Consider the following 16,649-nt stretch of genomic DNA (forward strand, 5'->3'; position numbering starts at 1 on the left):
TCCTCGAGTGTCAGGTCCGGCGGAGGATAGTCGCCGAATTCGCTCGCGACGGCCCCGGACCGTCAATTTACCGTCGCCCACGGGAGGGAATTGGGATGTCGTACCGACGACGATTCCGCAGACTCGCACCCGGGCTGGTCACCGTTCTGGTGGCCGCCTCGATGTTCTTCGTGATCCGTTCCTCGGTGGCGGTCGCGGGCGGTGACGATGCGGCGGCGGCCTACAAGTTCAGGGAACTGCCGATCGCGATGCCGCCGGGTTACGAGTCGCGCCAGATGAACACGATCCGCAAGGTGAACCCGGCCTACGAGAAGATCCGCGCCTGGATCTCCTCGGTCGGCGCCAGCATCGCCATCAACGACGTCACCGGCCACGGCCTCGCCGACGGCATGTGCATCGTCGACACCCGCACCGACTCCGTCGTGGTCACCTGGACCCCGACCGCCCGCGAGGCCGACCGGTTCACCCCGTTCGTCCTCGACGGCAAGCCGCTCCCGATGGACGACACCATGGCGCCCACCGGATGCACCCCCGGCGACTTCAACGGCGACGGCCGCAACGACTTCCTGGTCACCTACTGGGGCCGCACCCCGGTCCTGTTCATGGCCCGGTCCGACGCCGCCGCACCCGCCGCCGAGGCGTACGTGCCGCGCGAGGTCGTCCCCTCGGAGAGCCTCGACGGCCGCTACCACGGCCCGCGCTGGAACACCGACGCCGCGTACGTCGGCGACCTGGACGGCAGCGGCCACCCGTCGATCATCATCGGCAACTACTTCCCCGACTCCGACGTCCTGGACCCCCGCGGCATCCGCAACGTCCAGATGAACGACTCGCTGTCCAGCGCGAAGAACGCCGGCGGCGACCACGTGCTGCGCTTCCACTCCTCGACCGCCGGCGCCGAACCGGACGCCCGCTTCATCGAGGAGAAGGACGCCATCGCCTTCGACGCCTCCACCGGCTGGACGCTCGCCGTCGCCGGTGCCGACCTGAGCGGCGACGGCCTGCCCGAGATCTACATCGCCAACGACTTCGGCCACGCCCACCTGCTGCACAACGTCTCCACCCCGGGCCGGATCCGGTTCGAGGAGGCCACCGGCGAGCGCACCCCCACCACCCCGAAGTCCTTCGTCCTCGGCAAGGGCTCCTTCAAGGGCATGGGCGTCGACTTCGGCGACGTCGACGACAACGGCAGCTTCGACATGATGGTCAGCAACATCACCGTCGCCTGGGGCCTGGAGGAGAGCAACTTCCTCTGGATCAACCGGGCGAAGGACCAGGCCGACATGAAACGCCAACTCACCGACCACGTCGCCCCGTTCACCCAGGAGTCGGCCGACAACGGCGTCGCCTGGACCGGCTGGGGCTGGGACGCCAAGATGGGCGACTTCCTCAACAACGGCCAGCAGAACATCCTGCAGGCCGACGGCTTCGTCAAGGGCGACATCGACCGCTGGCCGTGGCTGCAGGAGATGGCCATGACCAATGACGACCTGCTCTCCAACCCCAAGATCTGGCCGAACGTCGGCCCCGGCGACGACCTGGCCGGCGACGAGGTGATGGCCTTCTACGCCCGCACCGCCGGCGGCAAGTTCGCCAACATCAGCAAGCAGCTCGGCCTCGACGTGCCGATCCCGACCCGCGGCATCGCCACCGCCGACACCACCGGCAGCGGCGCCCTGGACTTCGCCATCGCCCGTCAGTGGGGCCCGCCCGCCTTCTACGCCAACCAGTCCCCGGCCCTCGGCCACCACCTGACGCTGCACCTGTACCGGCCCGCCACCGACGGCGCCGCCGCCGACCGGGGCCTGGCCACCACCGGCACCCCCGCCTACGCGGCCGTCGTCACCGTCACCACCCCCGACGGCAGGAAGCAGATCGGCCAGCTCGACGGCGGCGGCGGCCACGGCGGCTTCCGCAGCTTCGACGTCCGCTTCGGCCTCGGCGCCCAGAGCGGCCCCGTCACCGCCGAGATCACCTGGCGCGACACCTCGGGCGGCCTCCACACCGAGACCGAGCACCTGACCGCAGGGAGCCACACCCTCATGCTGACCGACGACATCCAGGAGGTGGCGGCCCGATGACCGCGACCGACATCGCCGGCGTCACCGCCCACGCCGTCCGCCCCCGCCCCGCGAAGAAGCAGCCCAACCGCGACCCCCGCTACCTGGCCCTGCGCAACTTCGCCATCTCGATGTCCGTCTTCAACATCTTCGGCTACACCCTGCTGGGCTTCGAACAGCCCTGGCTCTGGCCACTGATCTGCGCCCCGTTCGGCTACACCGTCGAGATCGTGCTGGAGATGATCAGCGCCTGGGCCCAGGAGCGCGCCCCGCGCTTCCGCGGCAACGGCCTGCGCGGCCTGTACGAGTTCCTGCTGCCCTCGCACATCACCGCCCTCGCGGCGAACATGCTGCTCTACGCGAACGACCGGCTGATGCCGATCCTGCTCGCCGTGTTCATCGGCGTCGCCGCCAAGCACGTCCTGCAGGCCCCCGTGTACGGCCGGATGCGGCACTTCATGAACCCGTCGAACTTCGGCATCACCATGGCGCTGGTGCTGTTCGGCTCCTGGGTCAGCATCGCCCCGCCGTACGAGTTCACCGAGAACGCCAACACCTTCTTCCGGATCGGCATCCCGCTGATCATCACCACCGCGGGCACCGTCATCAACGCCATGCTGACCAAGCGCGTCCCGCTGATCGTCGGCTGGCTCGGCGGCTTCGTCATCCAGGCGCTGCTGCGCCACTGGATCTGGGACGTGGCGATCTTCTCCGCGCTCGGCCCGATGAGCGGCGTCGCCTTCGTGCTCTACACCAACTACATGATCACCGACCCGGGCACCACCCCGGCCAAGCCCCGCAACCAGTTCATGTTCGGCTCCTCGGTGGCCATGGTCTACGGCGTGCTGATGCTCTTCAACGTCGTCTACACCCTGTTCTTCGCCACCACCCTCGTCTGTGGCCTGCGCGGCGCCGGCTGGTGGGTGGCCCACTTCCGCAACAAGCGCAAGCAGGCGGACGGCGCCCTCGGCGCCCCGTCCGATCAGTCGGCCGCACCCGAGCGGCCCATGGGCAACGAGGCGGTGGCGGCGTGACGGACAGAGAGCTCCGAGCGGTCGGGGAGGGCGACGGACCGACCGGTCGCGGACGGATCGCGGTGGTCGGCATGGCCTGCCGCTACCCCGACGCCGACAGCCCCGAACAGTTGTGGCAGAACGTGCTGGCGGGCCGCCGCGCCTTCCGCCGACTGCCCGACGTGCGGATGCGCGCCGAGGACTACTACTCGCCCGACCCCGCCGCGCCCGACCGCTTCTACAGCGCCAAGGCCGCCGTCATCGAGGGCTTCGAGTTCGACCGGGTCCGCCACCGCGTCGCGGGCAGCACCTTCCGCGCCACCGACATGACCCACTGGCTCGCCCTGGACACCGCCGCCCGCGCCCTGGAGGACGCCGGCTTCCCGTTCGGCGAGGGCCTGGAGGACGCCAACACCGGCGTCGTCATCGGCAACACCCTCACCGGCGAGTTCAGCCGGGCCAACCTGATGCGCCTGCGCTGGCCCTACGTGCGCCGCACCGTCGGCGCCGCGCTGCGCGAGCAGGGCTGGGACGACACCGCGCTGGCGGCCTTCCTGGACGGCCTGGAGGTCCGCTACAAGAGCGCCTTCCCGCCGATCGGCGAGGACACCCTGGCCGGCGGCCTGGCCAACACCATCGCCGGCCGGATCTGCAACCACTTCGACTTCAAGGGCGGCGGCTTCACCGTCGACGGCGCCTGCTCCTCCTCCCTGCTGTCCGTCTCCACCGCCTGCGACGCGCTCGTCGACGGCCGGATGGACGTCGCGGTGGCCGGCGGCGTCGACCTGAGCATCGACCCGTTCGAGGTCATCGGCTTCGCCAAGACCGGCGCGCTGGCCACCGGCGAGATGCGGGTCTACGACAAGGGCTCCAACGGCTTCTGGCCCGGCGAGGGCTGCGGCATGGTCGTCCTGATGCGCGACGAGGACGCCCGCGCCCAGGGCCGGTTCCGCTACGCCACCATCCCCGGCTGGGGCTACTCCTCCGACGGCAAGGGCGGCATCACCCGCCCCGAGGCCAGCGGCCACCGGCTGGCCCTGGCACGCGCCTACCGCGCGGCGGGCTTCGGCATCGAGACGGTCGGCTACTTCGAGGGCCACGGCACCGGCACCGCGGTCGGCGACGCCACCGAACTGCGCGCCTTCTCCGAGGCCCGCCGGGCCGCCGGTGCGGACGCGCCCGCCGCGCTCAGCACCGTCAAGGGCAACTTCGGCCACACCAAGGCCGCGGCCGGCGTCGCCGGACTGCTCAAAGCGATCCTGGCGGTCCGCCACCAGGTCATCCCGCCCGCCACCAGCCACGTCGACCCGCACGCCGAACTCACCGGCCCCGCACCGGCGATGCGCGTCCCCGACCGGGCCGAACTGTGGCCCCAGGGCGCCCCGATCCGGGCCGGCATCTCCTCCATGGGCTTCGGCGGCATCAACGCGCACGTCGTCGTCGAGCACGCCGACGGCGTCCTGCGCACCGCCGTGCCCGTCACGGCCCGCCGCCTGGTCGCCTCCCGCCAGGACACCGAACTGTTCCTGCTGGACGGCGCCGACCCGGCCGAACTGCGCGCCAAGGCGACCCGGCTGGGCGCGTTCTGCGCGCAGCTCTCCTACGCCGAACTCGCCGACCTGGCCGCCACCCTGGAGCGCGACCTGGCCGACCGGCCGCTGCGCGCGGCCGTGCTGGCCGCCTCGCCCGAACAGGCCGTGGAACGGTTCGCCGGACTGGTCCAGCTGCTCGACTCCGGCGCCCGCTCGGTCCTCAGCCCCGCCCAGGGCCTCTACCTCGGCAGCGCCGGACGCACCCCCCGGATCGGCTTCCTTTTCCCCGGCCAGGGCGCCGGCCGCCGCGGCGACGGCGGGGCGCTGCGCCGCCGCTTCTCCGCCGTCGAGGAGCTGTACGACCACCTGGACCTGCCCGTCGACGGCGACCAGGTCGCCACCGACGTCGCCCAGCCCCGCATCGTCGCCGCCTCGGTGGCGGGCCTGCGGGTGCTCGACCTGCTGGGCATCCAGGCCGTCCGGGCCACCGGCCACAGCCTCGGCGAACTCACCGCCCTGCACTGGGCGGGCGCCATGGACGAGGACACCCTGCTGCGCGCGGCCGCCGCCCGCGGCCGGATCATGGCCTCCGCCAGCGACGGCGGCGGCACCATGGCCGCCCTCGCCACCGGCCCCGCGCTCGCCGAGGCGCTGATCGTCGGCGAGCCCGTGGTGATCGCCGGCTACAACAGCCCCGGACAGACCGTCGTCTCCGGCCCGGCCGCCGCGGTCGAACGGGTCTGCGCGCTGGCCGCGAAGCAGGGCGTCGGGGTCGGCCGGGTCCAGGTCTCGCACGCCTTCCACTCCCCGGACGTCGCCCCGGCCGCCGCCGGCCTCGCCGACCACCTGGCCCGGGAGTCGTTCGGCCCGGTCGGCGCGGGTCTGGTCTCCACCGTCACCGGCGGCCTGCTGCCCGCCGACACCGACGTGGTCGACCTGCTGACCCGCCAGGTCGTCCAGCCGGTGCGCTTCACCGAGGCGTTGCAGGCGATGGCCCCGGAGGTGGACCTGCTGATCGAGGTCGGCCCCGGCCAGATCCTCAAGTCGCTGGCCGCCGACGTCCTCCCCGCCGTGCCCGTGGTCGCCACCGAGGCCGACGCGCTGTCGCTGGCCGGACTGCTCGGCACCGTCGCCGCCGCCTGGACGATGGGCGCGCCCGTCCGGCACGAGCAGCTGTTCGCGGACCGCTTCACCCGGCCGCTGCCGCTCGACAAGGAGTTCAGGTTCTTCGCCAGCCCGTGCGAGTCCGGCGACGAGGAGTTCGTGCTGGCGCAGGCCGAGCGGGCCGCGGCCCCCCGGACCGCCGACCCGGCCGAGCACGCCGACGCCGCCCCCGCCCGCGAGGGCGCCTCCAGCCTGGAGGTGCTGATCCGGCTGGCCGCCGAGCGGGCCGAACTGCCGGTGGAGACCGTCGACCCGTCCGCCAACCCGCTGGACGAGCTCCACCTCAGCTCGATCACGGTCGGCCAGATCATGAACCAGGCCGCCCAGGAACTCGGCATCACCGCCCCGATGGTCACCACCGCCTTCGCCACCTCCACGCTCGGCCAACTCGCGGAACTGCTCGAAGAGCTGGCCGAACAGTCGTCGGACGCCGACCGCCAGCCGGCCGCCGCGCCCGGCGTCGCGCCCTGGGTGCGGCCGTTCCTGGTCGACCTGACCGAGAGCGCCCCGCCCGCCCCCGCGGCCGGACCGGGCGGCCACTGGGAGGTCTTCGCCACCGACCGGCACCCGCTGGCCGGACCGCTGGTCGAACAGCTCACCGCCACCGGCCCCGGCGGCGGCGTCCTGCTCGCCCTGCCCCGCGACTGCGACCAGCGCCACCTCGGCCTGATGCTGGACGCCGCCCGGGCCGCGCTCGACCCGGCCCGGCGCGCCGCCGGCACCCGGCTGCTCGCGGTCGGCGACCGCCGCGGCGCGGCCGGCCTCGCCAAGACCCTCCACCTGGAGGCCCCCGACATCCCCGTCACCGTCGTCACCCTGCCCCTCGACGACGACCTGACGCCCGAACGGGCCGAGCGGATCGCCGGGCGGATCGCCGCCGACACCGCCGCCACCACCGCGTTCAGCGAGGTCCACTACGACGCCGACGGCACCCGCCGGGTGCCGGTCCTGCGCGCCGTCGACCTCCGGCCCGACCCCGCCCACCAGGCGCTCGGCGAGCAGGACGTCCTGCTGGTCACCGGCGGTGGCAAGGGCATCACCGCCGAGTGCGCCATCGCCCTCGCCGGGGCGAACGGCGCCGCCATCGGCCTGATGGGCCGCTCCGACCCCGCCCGGGACACCGAACTCGCCGACAACCTGGCCCGGATGGCGGCCGCCGGGGTCCGGGTGCACTACGCCCGGGCCGACGTCACCTCCGCCGACCAGGTCAAGGCCGCCGTCGCCGAGATCACCCGGGAGCTCGGCCCCGTCACCGGCCTGCTGCACGGCGCGGGCCGCAACGAACCGCAGTCGCTCGCCACCCTCGACGAGGCGTCCTTCCGCCGCACCCTCGCCACCAAGATCGACGGGGTGGAGGCCGTCCTCGCCGCCGTCGACCCGGCCGCGCTGCGCCTGTTCGTCACCTTCGGCAGCATCATCGGCCGGGCCGGGCTGCGCGGCGAGGCCGACTACGCCACCGCCAACGACTGGCTCACCGAACTGACCGTGCGCTTCCAGCAGGACTACCCGGACTGCCGCTGCCTGGCCCTGGAGTGGTCGGTCTGGTCGGGCGCGGGCATGGGGGAGCGGCTCGGCGTGCTGGAGGCGCTGGTCCGCGAGGGCATCGAGCCGATCCCGGCCGACGACGGCGTCGCCCTGCTCGGCCGCCTGCTCTCCACCCCCGGCACCGCCCCGGCGCTGGTGGTGATGGGCCGGGCGGGCGGCCTGCCGACGATCACCCTGGAGCGCGGCGAACTGCCGCTGCTGCGCTTCCTGGAACGCCCCCAGGTGCACTACCCCGGCGTCGAACTGGTCGTGGACGCCGAGCTCACCGGCGGCGGCGACCGCTACCTGCCCGACCACCTGCTGGACGGCGACCTGCTCTTCCCCGCGGTCCTCGGCATGGAGGCGATGACCCAGGCCGCCACCGCCCTGACCGGCCACCAGGGCGTCCCGGTGCTGGAGGACATGCGGTTCCTGCGGCCCGTCGTCGTCCCGGTGAACGGCTCCACCACCCTGCGGGTCGCCGTCCTCGCCACCGGGCCCGACACCGTCGAGGCGGTGGTGCGCAGCGGCGAGACCGGCTTCCGGGCCGACCACTTCCGGGCCGTGCTCCGCTTCGGCGGGGCCCGCCCCGAGGACGGGCCGGCACCCGTCACCGAAGAGGTGCCGCGGCTGCCGCTGACCCCCGGTGAGATGTACGGGCCGGTCCTGTTCCAGGGCGACCGCTTCCAGCGGCTGCTCGGCTACCGCGACCTCGCGGCCCGGCACTGCCTCGCCGAGATCGACGACACCCCGCGCGCCGACTGGTTCGCCGGCTACCACTCCGGCGAGCTGCTGCTGGCCGACCCGGGCACCCGCGACGCGATGATGCACTCCATCCAGGCGTGCGTCCCCGACGCGACCCTGCTGCCGGTCAGCGTCGAGCGGCTGCACCTGGCCGACACCGGGGCCGACGCCGTGCGCACCGGCCGCCGACTGTTCCTGGACGCCCGCGAGCGCTCCAGGGACGGCGACAGCTACCTCTACGACCTCGATGTCCGCGACGCGCAGGGCCTGCTGGTCGAGCGCTGGAAGGGCCTGCTGCTGCGGGCGGTGCGCAAGCAGGACGGCTCCGGGCCCTGGCTGCCCGCCCTGCTCGGCCCGTTCCTGGAACGGCGCGTCGAGGCGGCGCTCGGCCACCCGGTGCGGTGCGTGGTGCTGCCCGGCGGCGAGGGCTCCGGCGGCTCGGTCGCCGACCGGCGCCGACGCACCGCCGAGGCGGCGAGCTGGGCGCTCGGCCGCACCACCGAGGTGCACCACCGCCCCGACGGACGGCCCGAACTGACCGGCGGGCAGCGGATCTCCTCCTCGCACGCGGCGGGCGTCACCTTCACGGTGGTCACCGACCGGGCCGTCGGCTGCGACGTCGAGACGGCCGTCGAGCGGACCGCCGAGACCTGGGCGGGCCTGCTCGGCCCGGACGGCGGGGCGCTGGCCGAACTGCTGGCCGCCGAGCGCGGCGAGCCGCACGGCACGGCCGCGACCAGGGTGTGGGGCGCGGTGGAGACGCTGCGCAAGGCGGGCCACGCGGTGGCCGCGCTCAGCCTGGAGGACGCCCCCGGGCTCCCGGCCGGCTGGGTGGCGTTCCGCGGCGGCGCGCACCGGATCGTGAGCTTCGTGACGGCCCTGGACGGTGTCGCCGACCCGGTGGTCTTCACCGTCCTGGCAGGAGGGGACCGGTGAGCGCGCCGGACTACTACGAGTACCGCCACCTGGTGGGTTTCGAGGAGACCAACCTGGTCGGCAACGTCTACTACGTCAACTACCTGCGCTGGCAGGGGCGCTGCCGGGAGATGTTCCTCCTGGAGAAGGCCCCCGAGGTGCTCGCGGACGTCCGCGCCGACCTCAAGCTGTTCACCCTCAAGGTGGACTGCGAGTTCTTCGCGGAGATCACCGCCTTCGACGAGCTGTCCATCCGGATGCGGCTCGCGGACCTCACCCAGACCCAGGTCGCCTTCACCTTCGACTACGTCCGGATCGCCCCGGACGGCACCGAGCACCTGGTCGCGCGCGGGCAGCAGCGGGTCGCCTGCATGCGCGGCCCCAACACCGACACCCGTCCGACCAGGGTGCCCGAGCCGCTGCGGCTCGCCCTGGAGCCCTACGCCGTCCGCACGGCGGCGCCCTCCCTGACCGGCACCACCACCGTGAGGTGATCGCGATGTCCTCCTTCCCGTCCGCCTCCGCACCGCTGCCCGGCGCGCTCGACCTGCCCCCGCTCCCGGCGGAGGCGCCCGAGTCCGACGTCCGCGATCCCCGGGCGCTGCGCGGGGTGCTGGGGCGCTTCGCCACCGGGGTGACCGTCCTGACCGCCGGCCGCGAGACGCCGTGCGGCATGACGGCCAACTCCTTCACGTCCGTCTCGCTGGAACCGGCCCAGGTGCTGGTGTGCGTGGTGAAGTCGGCGGCGGTCCACGCGGCCGTGCTGGCCGAGGGGGCGTTCGCGGTCTCCGTGCTCGCCCGTGACCAGGAGTGGGTGGCGCGGCACTTCGCCGACCACCGGCGTCCGCGCGGGGCGAGGGAGTTCGAGGGGATCGGCCACACCCGCGGCCGCCACACCGGGGCGCCGGTGCTGGACCACGTCCAGGCCTGGCTGGAGTGCCGGCTCGCCGACGTCCACGAGGGGGGTGACCACACCATCTTCGTCGGCACCGTGCTGGGGGCGGGCCGCTCCGCCCGCGAGGACCCGCTGCTCTACCACGGCGGCGCCTTCGCCAGGCTCGCCGGCTGACGGCGGCCGTCCGCACCGCTCCGACGCCCGGCCGGGAGAGACCCCGGCCGGGCGTCCGGCGTGCCCGCGCGCCCTGCGCGGGTGCGCGGGGAGGAGGCCCGGCGGCCCCGCCGCGAGGGCGGGGGCGGGAACGCAGGAGGGCCCGGACCGCCGACGGCGGTCCGGGCCCTCCCACCGGGGTGGGTCAGTCGCGCGGGCGGACCGTCATCGGCAGGCCGCCCTTCACCCGGAGGGTCAGCATCGGCTCGGCCCGCACCCGGTGGCCCGGTGCGACGGACAGCCGCAGCCGACGGAGCAGGACGGCGAGCACCACGGTGGCCTCCAGCATCCCCAGGCCACTGCCCACGCAGACCCGCGGCCCGGCACCGAACGGCAGGTAGGCGTAGCGGTGGCGGCCCGCGGCCCGGCCCTTGGCGAAGCGCTCGGGGTCGAAGCGGTCGGGCTGATCCCAGAACTCCGGGTGCCGGTGCAGGGTGTACGGGCAGAGCACGACGTCGGCCCCGGCGGGCACCCGGAAGCCGCCGACCTCGTCCGCGGCGAGCGCCTTGCGGGGCAGCAGCCACACCGCCGGGTACAGCCGCATCACCTCCTGCAGGACCATCGAGGTGTAGGTGAGCCGGTGCACGTCCTCGAAGGTCGGCAGCCGGTCGCCGAGCACCTCGTCCACCTCGGCGCGGACCCGGTCGCCGACCTCCGGGTGCCGGTCGAGCAGGTACAGGGTCCAGCTGAGGGTGCTCGCGGTGGTGTCGTGGCCGGCCAGCAGCAGGGTGACCAGCTCGTCGCGCATCCGGGTCCGCCGCGCCACCGGGTCGCGCTCGTCCGCGGTGGCGTCCACGAGTCGGGAGAGCACGTCGTCGCGGGTGCCGTCGGACTCCGGTCGGCGCTCCCGCCCGTCGGCGAGCTCGCCGACGATCCGGTCCAGCTCGGCGCGGGCCCGGCGGAACCTGAGCTGGAGCGGCAGCGGCACCCAGGAGGGCACCGAACCGAGGCTCATCATCTCGAAGATGGCCTGGTCCTGGACGACCTCGAACGCCTCGCCGATGGACTCGTAGGCGCCGAGGTCGGCGTCGAGCAGGGAGCGGCCGAGCACGCCCAGGGTGAGCGAGGTCATCTCCTCCCGGACGTCCACCGGGCCGGTGCCCGCCGTGCGGCGCAGCCGCTCGGCGAGCAGGAGCGCCTCCTCGGCGATCGCCCCGGCCTGCCGGTTGATCCGGCGGGCCTGGAACACCGGCTGGATGACCTTGCGTTGGGCGCGCCACAGCTCGCCCTCGCTGGTCAGCAGCCCGTCGCCGAGGGCGCGCCGGGCGTGCACCAGGCCGATGCCCTTGTGGTAGTTGGCGTGGTTGTCGGTGAGCACCCGGCGGACGTGGTCGGGGTGGTTGAAGAAGTACAGGGTCTTCGGGCCGAGCGGCAGGCGCACCGCGTCGCCGTACGCGGCGGCCGCCCCGGTCATCACGGACAGCCGGTCGGAGGCCATCCGGGCCAGGAGCAACGGGGTGGCCGCGCGGGACGGCCCGGGGGGCCGCCGGGTCGGTCCGGTCGGTCCGGTGGCGGGTTCGGTGGCCGGGGTCGGTCCGGCGGCGGGTTCGGCGGTCATGAGCGGGCTCCGGTGGTGCCGCTGGCGATCCGTTCGGAGATCGCCCGCCGCCACACCTCGTAGGCGGGCAGCGCGCCGTCCACGGCCGGCCGCGGACGGGTCTGCGCGCACACCGCGGTGGCCTGCTGCGGGGTGAGGCAGCAGAGCACCGCGGTGGCGGCCTCGGCGTGCTCGGTGAGCAGCCCGGACTCGACCCGGGCGGTGGCCGCGAAGGCCGCCCCCTGGGCGAGGTGGGGCCGGTGCGCTCCGGCCCGGTCCAGGAGCAGCCGGAGTTCGGCGTCGGTGGCCCCGGCGGCGTAGCAGGCGGCCAGGCCGACCCCGGCCCACAGGTCGGCGTGCCGGTCCTCCTGGAAGCCGTCGACCAGGTCGGCGACCACGGCCGAGTCGGTGCCGCCGATGAACCACAGGGCCCGGCCGATGCCCTGGTCGACGGCGCGCCCGGCGTAGCGCCGGGTCTCGTCGCCGGGCCAGGGGAAGTCGACCTCCCGGTGGTGCGCGCGCACGTACCGCGCGGTGCGGAAGTACGCCTGGTGGAAGCCGTAGCCGTCCAGGGCGAGCCAGCGCAGCAGCGGGTCGGCGGGGGCGATCGAGGCCCAGCGGAAGCGGGGCAGCCGGGCCATCGCCCAGCCGACCCCGACGTGCACCATGTAGTCGTGCGGCGCGCCGTGGCCCGCCAGGAACTCCGCGACCCGGCCCGTGCCGGGCAGCGGGAGGCCGTCCAGCATGGCCAGGCCCATGGCCGCGCCCTCGTAGGCGAAACCCCGGTAGCGCACCGGGATCCGCTCCAGCCGACGGTGCGCCTCGTCCTGGTCGCGCGCCTCGACGGCGATCGCGTAGCCGTCCAGGAAGGTCCCGCCGACGGTCTCCAGGTTGGTCCGCGCCGCCTCGTCCTTGAGGTGGAAGCCCCTGGTCGACAACTTCGTCTCGTCGTGGCTCGGTGTCAACAGGCGTCGTCGGACCGCCCGCCAGCCTCCGCTCATCACTGCCTCCCGCCCGCCGCGCGCCCGGATGGCCGCAGCTCTCCGGTTACATGCTTGGGCGCCGTGCGGCGCCGGGCTTCTCCGACCGTGCCGATGCCGGGCAACACGGAAGTAGTCACCGGGCAGGGGCGATCCACGACACTCTGTCACGCCCCGCGCGCCACCCGCCCCTGACGCTCCCTCAGGCGCGGCCCCTGTGAGCTGAGGAGATCCCACGTGACCGAGACCATCACGGGCCGGACGGTGAAGGCGCCGCCGCGCGCCACCTCACTGTTCGTCAACGGCCTGTTCCCGCGCCGCCGCGCCCTGGTCGTCCTGCTGGGCCTGCTGGGCGGGCTGCTGCTCGCCTACGCCTGGTCCTCGAAGCTGGCCGACGACGAGATCGGCTTCACCACCGCCAACCACCTCCTGGGCCACGACGCCAAGTCCACCCCGTTGAGCGGCATCGCCGCTGGCGTGCTGTTCGCCTTCGTCTCCGGCCTGGCCGGCTCGTTCACGGCCTGCAACGTGGCGGTGTTCGGCGCGGTCGGCCCGCTGGTCGGGCAGATGAGCCTGACCCGCCGCCAGCGACTGGTCCACGCGCTGCGCCCACTGGGCTGGGTGACGGTCGGCATGCTGCCGGTCTCCGCGGCCTACGGCGTGCTGGTCGGGCTGGTGGGCACCCACATGCCGCAGTTCTCGACCGCGTCCACGCACGGGACGATCTCGCCGCGGATCCTCCAGGCGATGATCGTGTTCGGCGTGATCGGCCTGGCGATGGTGGCGATCGGGCTGGCCGCGGCCGGGGTCCTGCCCGACCCGCTGGCCCGGGTGGCCCGCCGGTTCCCCAACGCCCCCCTGGTGCTGGTCGGGGCGATGGTCGGCGGCTTCCTGATCGGCCGCCCCTACCCGCTGTTCCGCAACCTGTTCCGGCACGCGGCGCAGGAGCACAACCCGCTGTACGGGGCGGTGGCGTTCTCGCTCCAGTCGATCGGCAACGTCCTGGTGATGGCGGTGCTCTTCCTGGTGCTGTCCTTCGCCCTCGGCCGGCCCGTGCAGCGCTGGCTGGCCACCAAGCCGGGCCGGGCGGCGACGCTGACCGCGACCGCGTTCCTGGTGGCGGGCGCGTTCACGGTGATCTACTGGGACGTCCGGCTGCTCGGCAACTTCGACTACATCTGGTGGCCGAAGGCCCCCTGGAACGCGTAGCGCGCACCGCCCCGCGACGGCGGCGGGCCCGGACCTCCCAGGAGGTCCGGGCCCGCCGCCATTCCGCCGTACGGGGCCCGCGGCGTCAGACCGGCCGCAGCGCGCCCCGGGCCACCGACTCCCGGGCCCGCGCCGGGTCGTCGCCCGCGCCGAGGACCATGGCGCAGACCTGCGCCTCGAAGCAGGTGTCCGCGGTGAACGGCTCCACCAGGTAGCCGCCGAGGTCGAGGGTGACCAGGCCGTGCAGGGCGATCCAGAGCTGGTGGGCCACCAGTTCCGGGTCGGAGGGCAGGAAGCGCTCGGCGGCCACGCAGCGCTTGACCGCCCGGACGAGGGCGTCCAGGGTGTAGCGGCCGTGCTGCCGGTCGGCGTCGGTGAGGGAGAAGCCGCTGAGGCTGGAGCCGCCGAACATCACGTTGTAGAGGTGCCGGTGCTCGCGGGCGTTGGCCCGGTACGCCCAGCCGAGCGCGACCACGTCGGCGACCGGGTCGTCGGTCTCCTCGACGGACTCCAGCCGTCGGTTGAGCAGCGTGAAGCCCTCACGGACCACGGCCCGCACCAGGTCGTCCATGCCGCCGAAGTGGGTGTACACCGCCATGGTCGAGGTGCCGACGGTGGCCGCCAGCTTGCGGGTGGACAGGGCGGCCGGGCCCTCTTCGCTGAGCAGTCGGGCCGCCGCCTCGATCAGCTGGGCGCCGAGATTGGGGTCAACCTTGCGTGGACTCACCCTTGACAGTATGTCAGCCGCCTGTGAACCTAATCAATGACGGCGTTATGTAACGGTGCTATCGACTGGAGGGGGCGACCATGCCCAGCGCCACCGGCCACACCACGAAGAGCCACCCGCACAGCACGACCCACCTGCTCGGACCCGGCTACCGGCCGGTGGCCGACGAGACCGCGCACGCCGACCTGGCCGTCCGCGGCACCCTGCCGCCGGAGCTCGACGGCACCTTCCTGCGGATCGGCCCCAACGCCCGCGGCGAGCACGACCCCGCCGTCCAGCACGCCTTCGCCGGCGCCGGCATGGTGCACGGACTGCGCCTCGGCGGCGGCCGCGCCCACTGGTACCGCAACCGCTGGCTGCGCGACGGCACCGTCAGCCGCGAACTCGGCGAACTGCCCACCCCCGGACCGCGCCGGGGCCTCGACGGCCACGTCAACGCCAACCTGGTCCACCACGCCGGCCGCACCCTGGCCGTCACCGACGGCGGCACCCTGCCGCTCGTCCTCGACCCCGGGCTGCGCACCCTCGCCCGCACCGACTTCGACGGCACCCTGCCCGGCGGGTTCGGCGCCCACCCGCTCACCGACCCGGTCACCGGCGAGCTGCACGCCGTCGCCGTCGACCCGGCCGGGGACGGCGCCCTCCTGCTCACCGTCGACGTCGAGGGGAAGGTCCGCGAGGCGCTGCCCGTGCCGGTCAAGGGCCGCCCCTGGATGCACGCCTTCGCGCTCACCGAGCGCCACGCCGTCCTGTTCGACCTGCCGGTCGCCCACGATCCCGCCGAGGCCCGGGCCGGCTCGCCCGTGCCGTACAGCTGGCGGCCCGACCGCGACGCCCGGATCGGCATCGTCCCCCGCGGCCGGCCGGGATCCGCCGCGCTGTGGCTGGACGTCCCGCCCTGCTTCGTCTTCCACCCCGTCAACGCCTTCGAGGACGCGGACGGCCGGATCACCGTCGACGTGATCCGCCACGAGCGGGCCTTCGACCGCGACCGGCTGCGCCCCAGCGAGTCGGCGCCCGCGCTGTGGCGCTGGACCCTCGACCCCCGCGAGGGCGCCGTGGTCGAGCACCGGCTCGACGGCCGGGTGCAGGAGTTCCCGCGCATCGACGAGCGGCGCACCGGACTGCCGTACCGCTACGCCTTCACCGTCGAACTCGTCCCCGGCGACGGCGCGGCCCTGTGCGGCCCCGCGCTGCTGCGGCACGACCTCACCACCGGCCGCACCGACCGGCACGCCTTCGCCGACGGCCGACAGGGCGGCGAGGCGGTCTTCGTGCCGCGCCACGCCCTGGCCCCGGAGGGGGACGGCTGGCTGCTGACCCTGGTGTACGACCCGGCCGCCGACCGCAGCGAACTGGCCGTGGTGGATACCGCCGACTTCACCGGGCCGCCGGTCGCGACCGTGCCGCTGCCGGTGCGGGTGCCGCACGGGTTCCACGCCCAGTGGGTCCCGTCGCGCTGGTGACCGCCGACCCCGGACGCGGCGCGGGGGCGCCGCCGGGCACCGGCCCCGGCCGCAGCGCGGTCGTCGCGCCCACCAGCAGGACCCGGCCGAAGAACGCGGCCAGCGCCGGGTCGGGCAGGCCGGTCGCCGCCGCCACCGTCCGCCACAGTGCCCCCCAGTGCCGGGCCGCCGCGCCCCGTATTACCGGGTCGGAGGCCGCCGCCGCGTGCAACTGCCACTGGAAGGCGAAGGGGCTCCCGGCGCCGACCATCCGCCGCCAGGCCCGCTCCCCGGCCCGCAGCGCGGCGGAGCCCCGGGCGTTCTCGGCCGCGGCCGAGAACGCCCGGGCGGCGTCGCCCGTCGACAGGTCGGCGGCGGCCAGGAACAGCGCGCGCTTGGTCGCGAACAGCCGGAACAGGTAGGGCTGCGACACCCCGGCCCGCTCCGCGATCTCCGTCGTCGTGGCGGCGTGGAAGCCCCGCCGGGCGAACACCCCGACCGCCACCCGCACCACCGTCTCCCGCCGCTGATCCGCTGTCATCCGCACGGCGCCACCTCCCGCGCCGAGCGTCACCCGCCGGAGGCCGCCCGGACTTCTCCGAGCGTGCCCGGCCGCGCGAGTCTCCCGCGGAACCCGTTGGCGCGTGCACGAATTTCCCGGCCCGTCCCGGCGGGCAACCCGCGAGAAGTC

At 74.4% G+C, this 16,649-nt stretch carries 11 protein-coding genes; 7 read left to right on the plus strand and 4 right to left on the minus strand.

Annotation, left to right across the window (positions count from 1 at the left end; all coding sequences use genetic code 11):
• The first annotated feature begins 95 nt into the window (after nt 1–95).
• From QSK52_RS03290 to QSK52_RS03310, 5 genes are read left to right on the plus strand one after another with little or no spacing between them, the layout of a single operon-like run.
• Complete coding sequence (locus QSK52_RS03290) at nt 96–2,081, plus strand: ASPIC/UnbV domain-containing protein (protein WP_285733242.1); 1,986 nt, start codon at nt 96–98, stop codon at nt 2,079–2,081.
• On the plus strand, nt 2,078–3,094 hold the full coding sequence (locus tag QSK52_RS03295; protein ID WP_285733243.1) for an enediyne biosynthesis protein: 1,017 nt from the start codon (nt 2,078–2,080) through the stop codon (nt 3,092–3,094). The genes QSK52_RS03290 and QSK52_RS03295 overlap by 4 nt, the downstream gene beginning before the upstream one ends.
• Complete coding sequence (locus QSK52_RS03300) at nt 3,091–8,973, plus strand: type I polyketide synthase (protein WP_285733245.1); 5,883 nt, start codon at nt 3,091–3,093, stop codon at nt 8,971–8,973. The genes QSK52_RS03295 and QSK52_RS03300 overlap by 4 nt, the downstream gene beginning before the upstream one ends.
• Nucleotides 8,970–9,446: an acyl-CoA thioesterase gene (locus tag QSK52_RS03305; protein ID WP_285733247.1), complete on the plus strand. Its 477-nt coding sequence runs from the start codon at nt 8,970–8,972 to the stop codon at nt 9,444–9,446. The genes QSK52_RS03300 and QSK52_RS03305 overlap by 4 nt, the downstream gene beginning before the upstream one ends.
• Before the next feature lie 5 nt (nt 9,447–9,451).
• A complete protein-coding gene (locus QSK52_RS03310) occupies nt 9,452–10,021 on the plus strand; it encodes a flavin reductase family protein (RefSeq protein WP_352230259.1) in 570 nt (189 codons plus the stop codon).
• 184 nt (nt 10,022–10,205) lie between these two features.
• On the opposite strand, the gene QSK52_RS03315 is transcribed toward QSK52_RS03310, so the two are convergent.
• Together QSK52_RS03315 and QSK52_RS03320 are read right to left on the minus strand one after the other, a co-directional pair.
• A complete protein-coding gene (locus QSK52_RS03315; protein ID WP_285733450.1) occupies nt 10,206–11,498 on the minus strand; it encodes a cytochrome P450 in 1,293 nt (430 codons plus the stop codon).
• A gap of 116 nt (nt 11,499–11,614) precedes the next feature.
• Nucleotides 11,615–12,598 carry a DUF1702 family protein gene (locus QSK52_RS03320; RefSeq protein WP_285733292.1) on the minus strand — a complete coding sequence of 328 codons (984 nt, stop codon included), beginning with the start codon at nt 12,596–12,598 and terminating at the stop codon, nt 11,615–11,617.
• Between the two features lie 216 nt (nt 12,599–12,814).
• Between QSK52_RS03320 and QSK52_RS03325 the strand changes: the two genes are divergently transcribed.
• A complete protein-coding gene (locus QSK52_RS03325; protein WP_285733294.1) occupies nt 12,815–13,786 on the plus strand; it encodes a hypothetical protein in 972 nt (323 codons plus the stop codon).
• Between the two features lie 85 nt (nt 13,787–13,871).
• On the opposite strand, the gene QSK52_RS03330 is transcribed toward QSK52_RS03325, so the two are convergent.
• The gene (locus QSK52_RS03330) at nt 13,872–14,513 is read right to left on the minus strand and encodes a TetR/AcrR family transcriptional regulator (RefSeq protein ID WP_285733296.1); all 642 of its coding nucleotides are present in this window, start codon (nt 14,511–14,513) and stop codon (nt 13,872–13,874) included.
• A gap of 80 nt (nt 14,514–14,593) precedes the next feature.
• On the opposite strand from QSK52_RS03330, the gene QSK52_RS03335 reads away from it, so the two are divergent.
• Nucleotides 14,594–15,979 carry a carotenoid oxygenase family protein gene (locus tag QSK52_RS03335; protein ID WP_285733298.1) on the plus strand — a complete coding sequence of 462 codons (1,386 nt, stop codon included), beginning with the start codon at nt 14,594–14,596 and terminating at the stop codon, nt 15,977–15,979.
• On the opposite strand, the gene QSK52_RS03340 is transcribed toward QSK52_RS03335, so the two are convergent.
• Nucleotides 15,894–16,499: a TetR/AcrR family transcriptional regulator gene (locus QSK52_RS03340; RefSeq protein ID WP_285733301.1), complete on the minus strand. Its 606-nt coding sequence runs from the start codon at nt 16,497–16,499 to the stop codon at nt 15,894–15,896. The genes QSK52_RS03335 and QSK52_RS03340 overlap by 86 nt on opposite strands.
• Between the last annotated feature and the right edge of the window lie 150 nt (nt 16,500–16,649).

Source organism: Kitasatospora phosalacinea (assembly GCF_030268885.1).
In the GTDB taxonomy this organism is placed as follows: domain Bacteria; phylum Actinomycetota; class Actinomycetes; order Streptomycetales; family Streptomycetaceae; genus Kitasatospora; species Kitasatospora phosalacinea_C.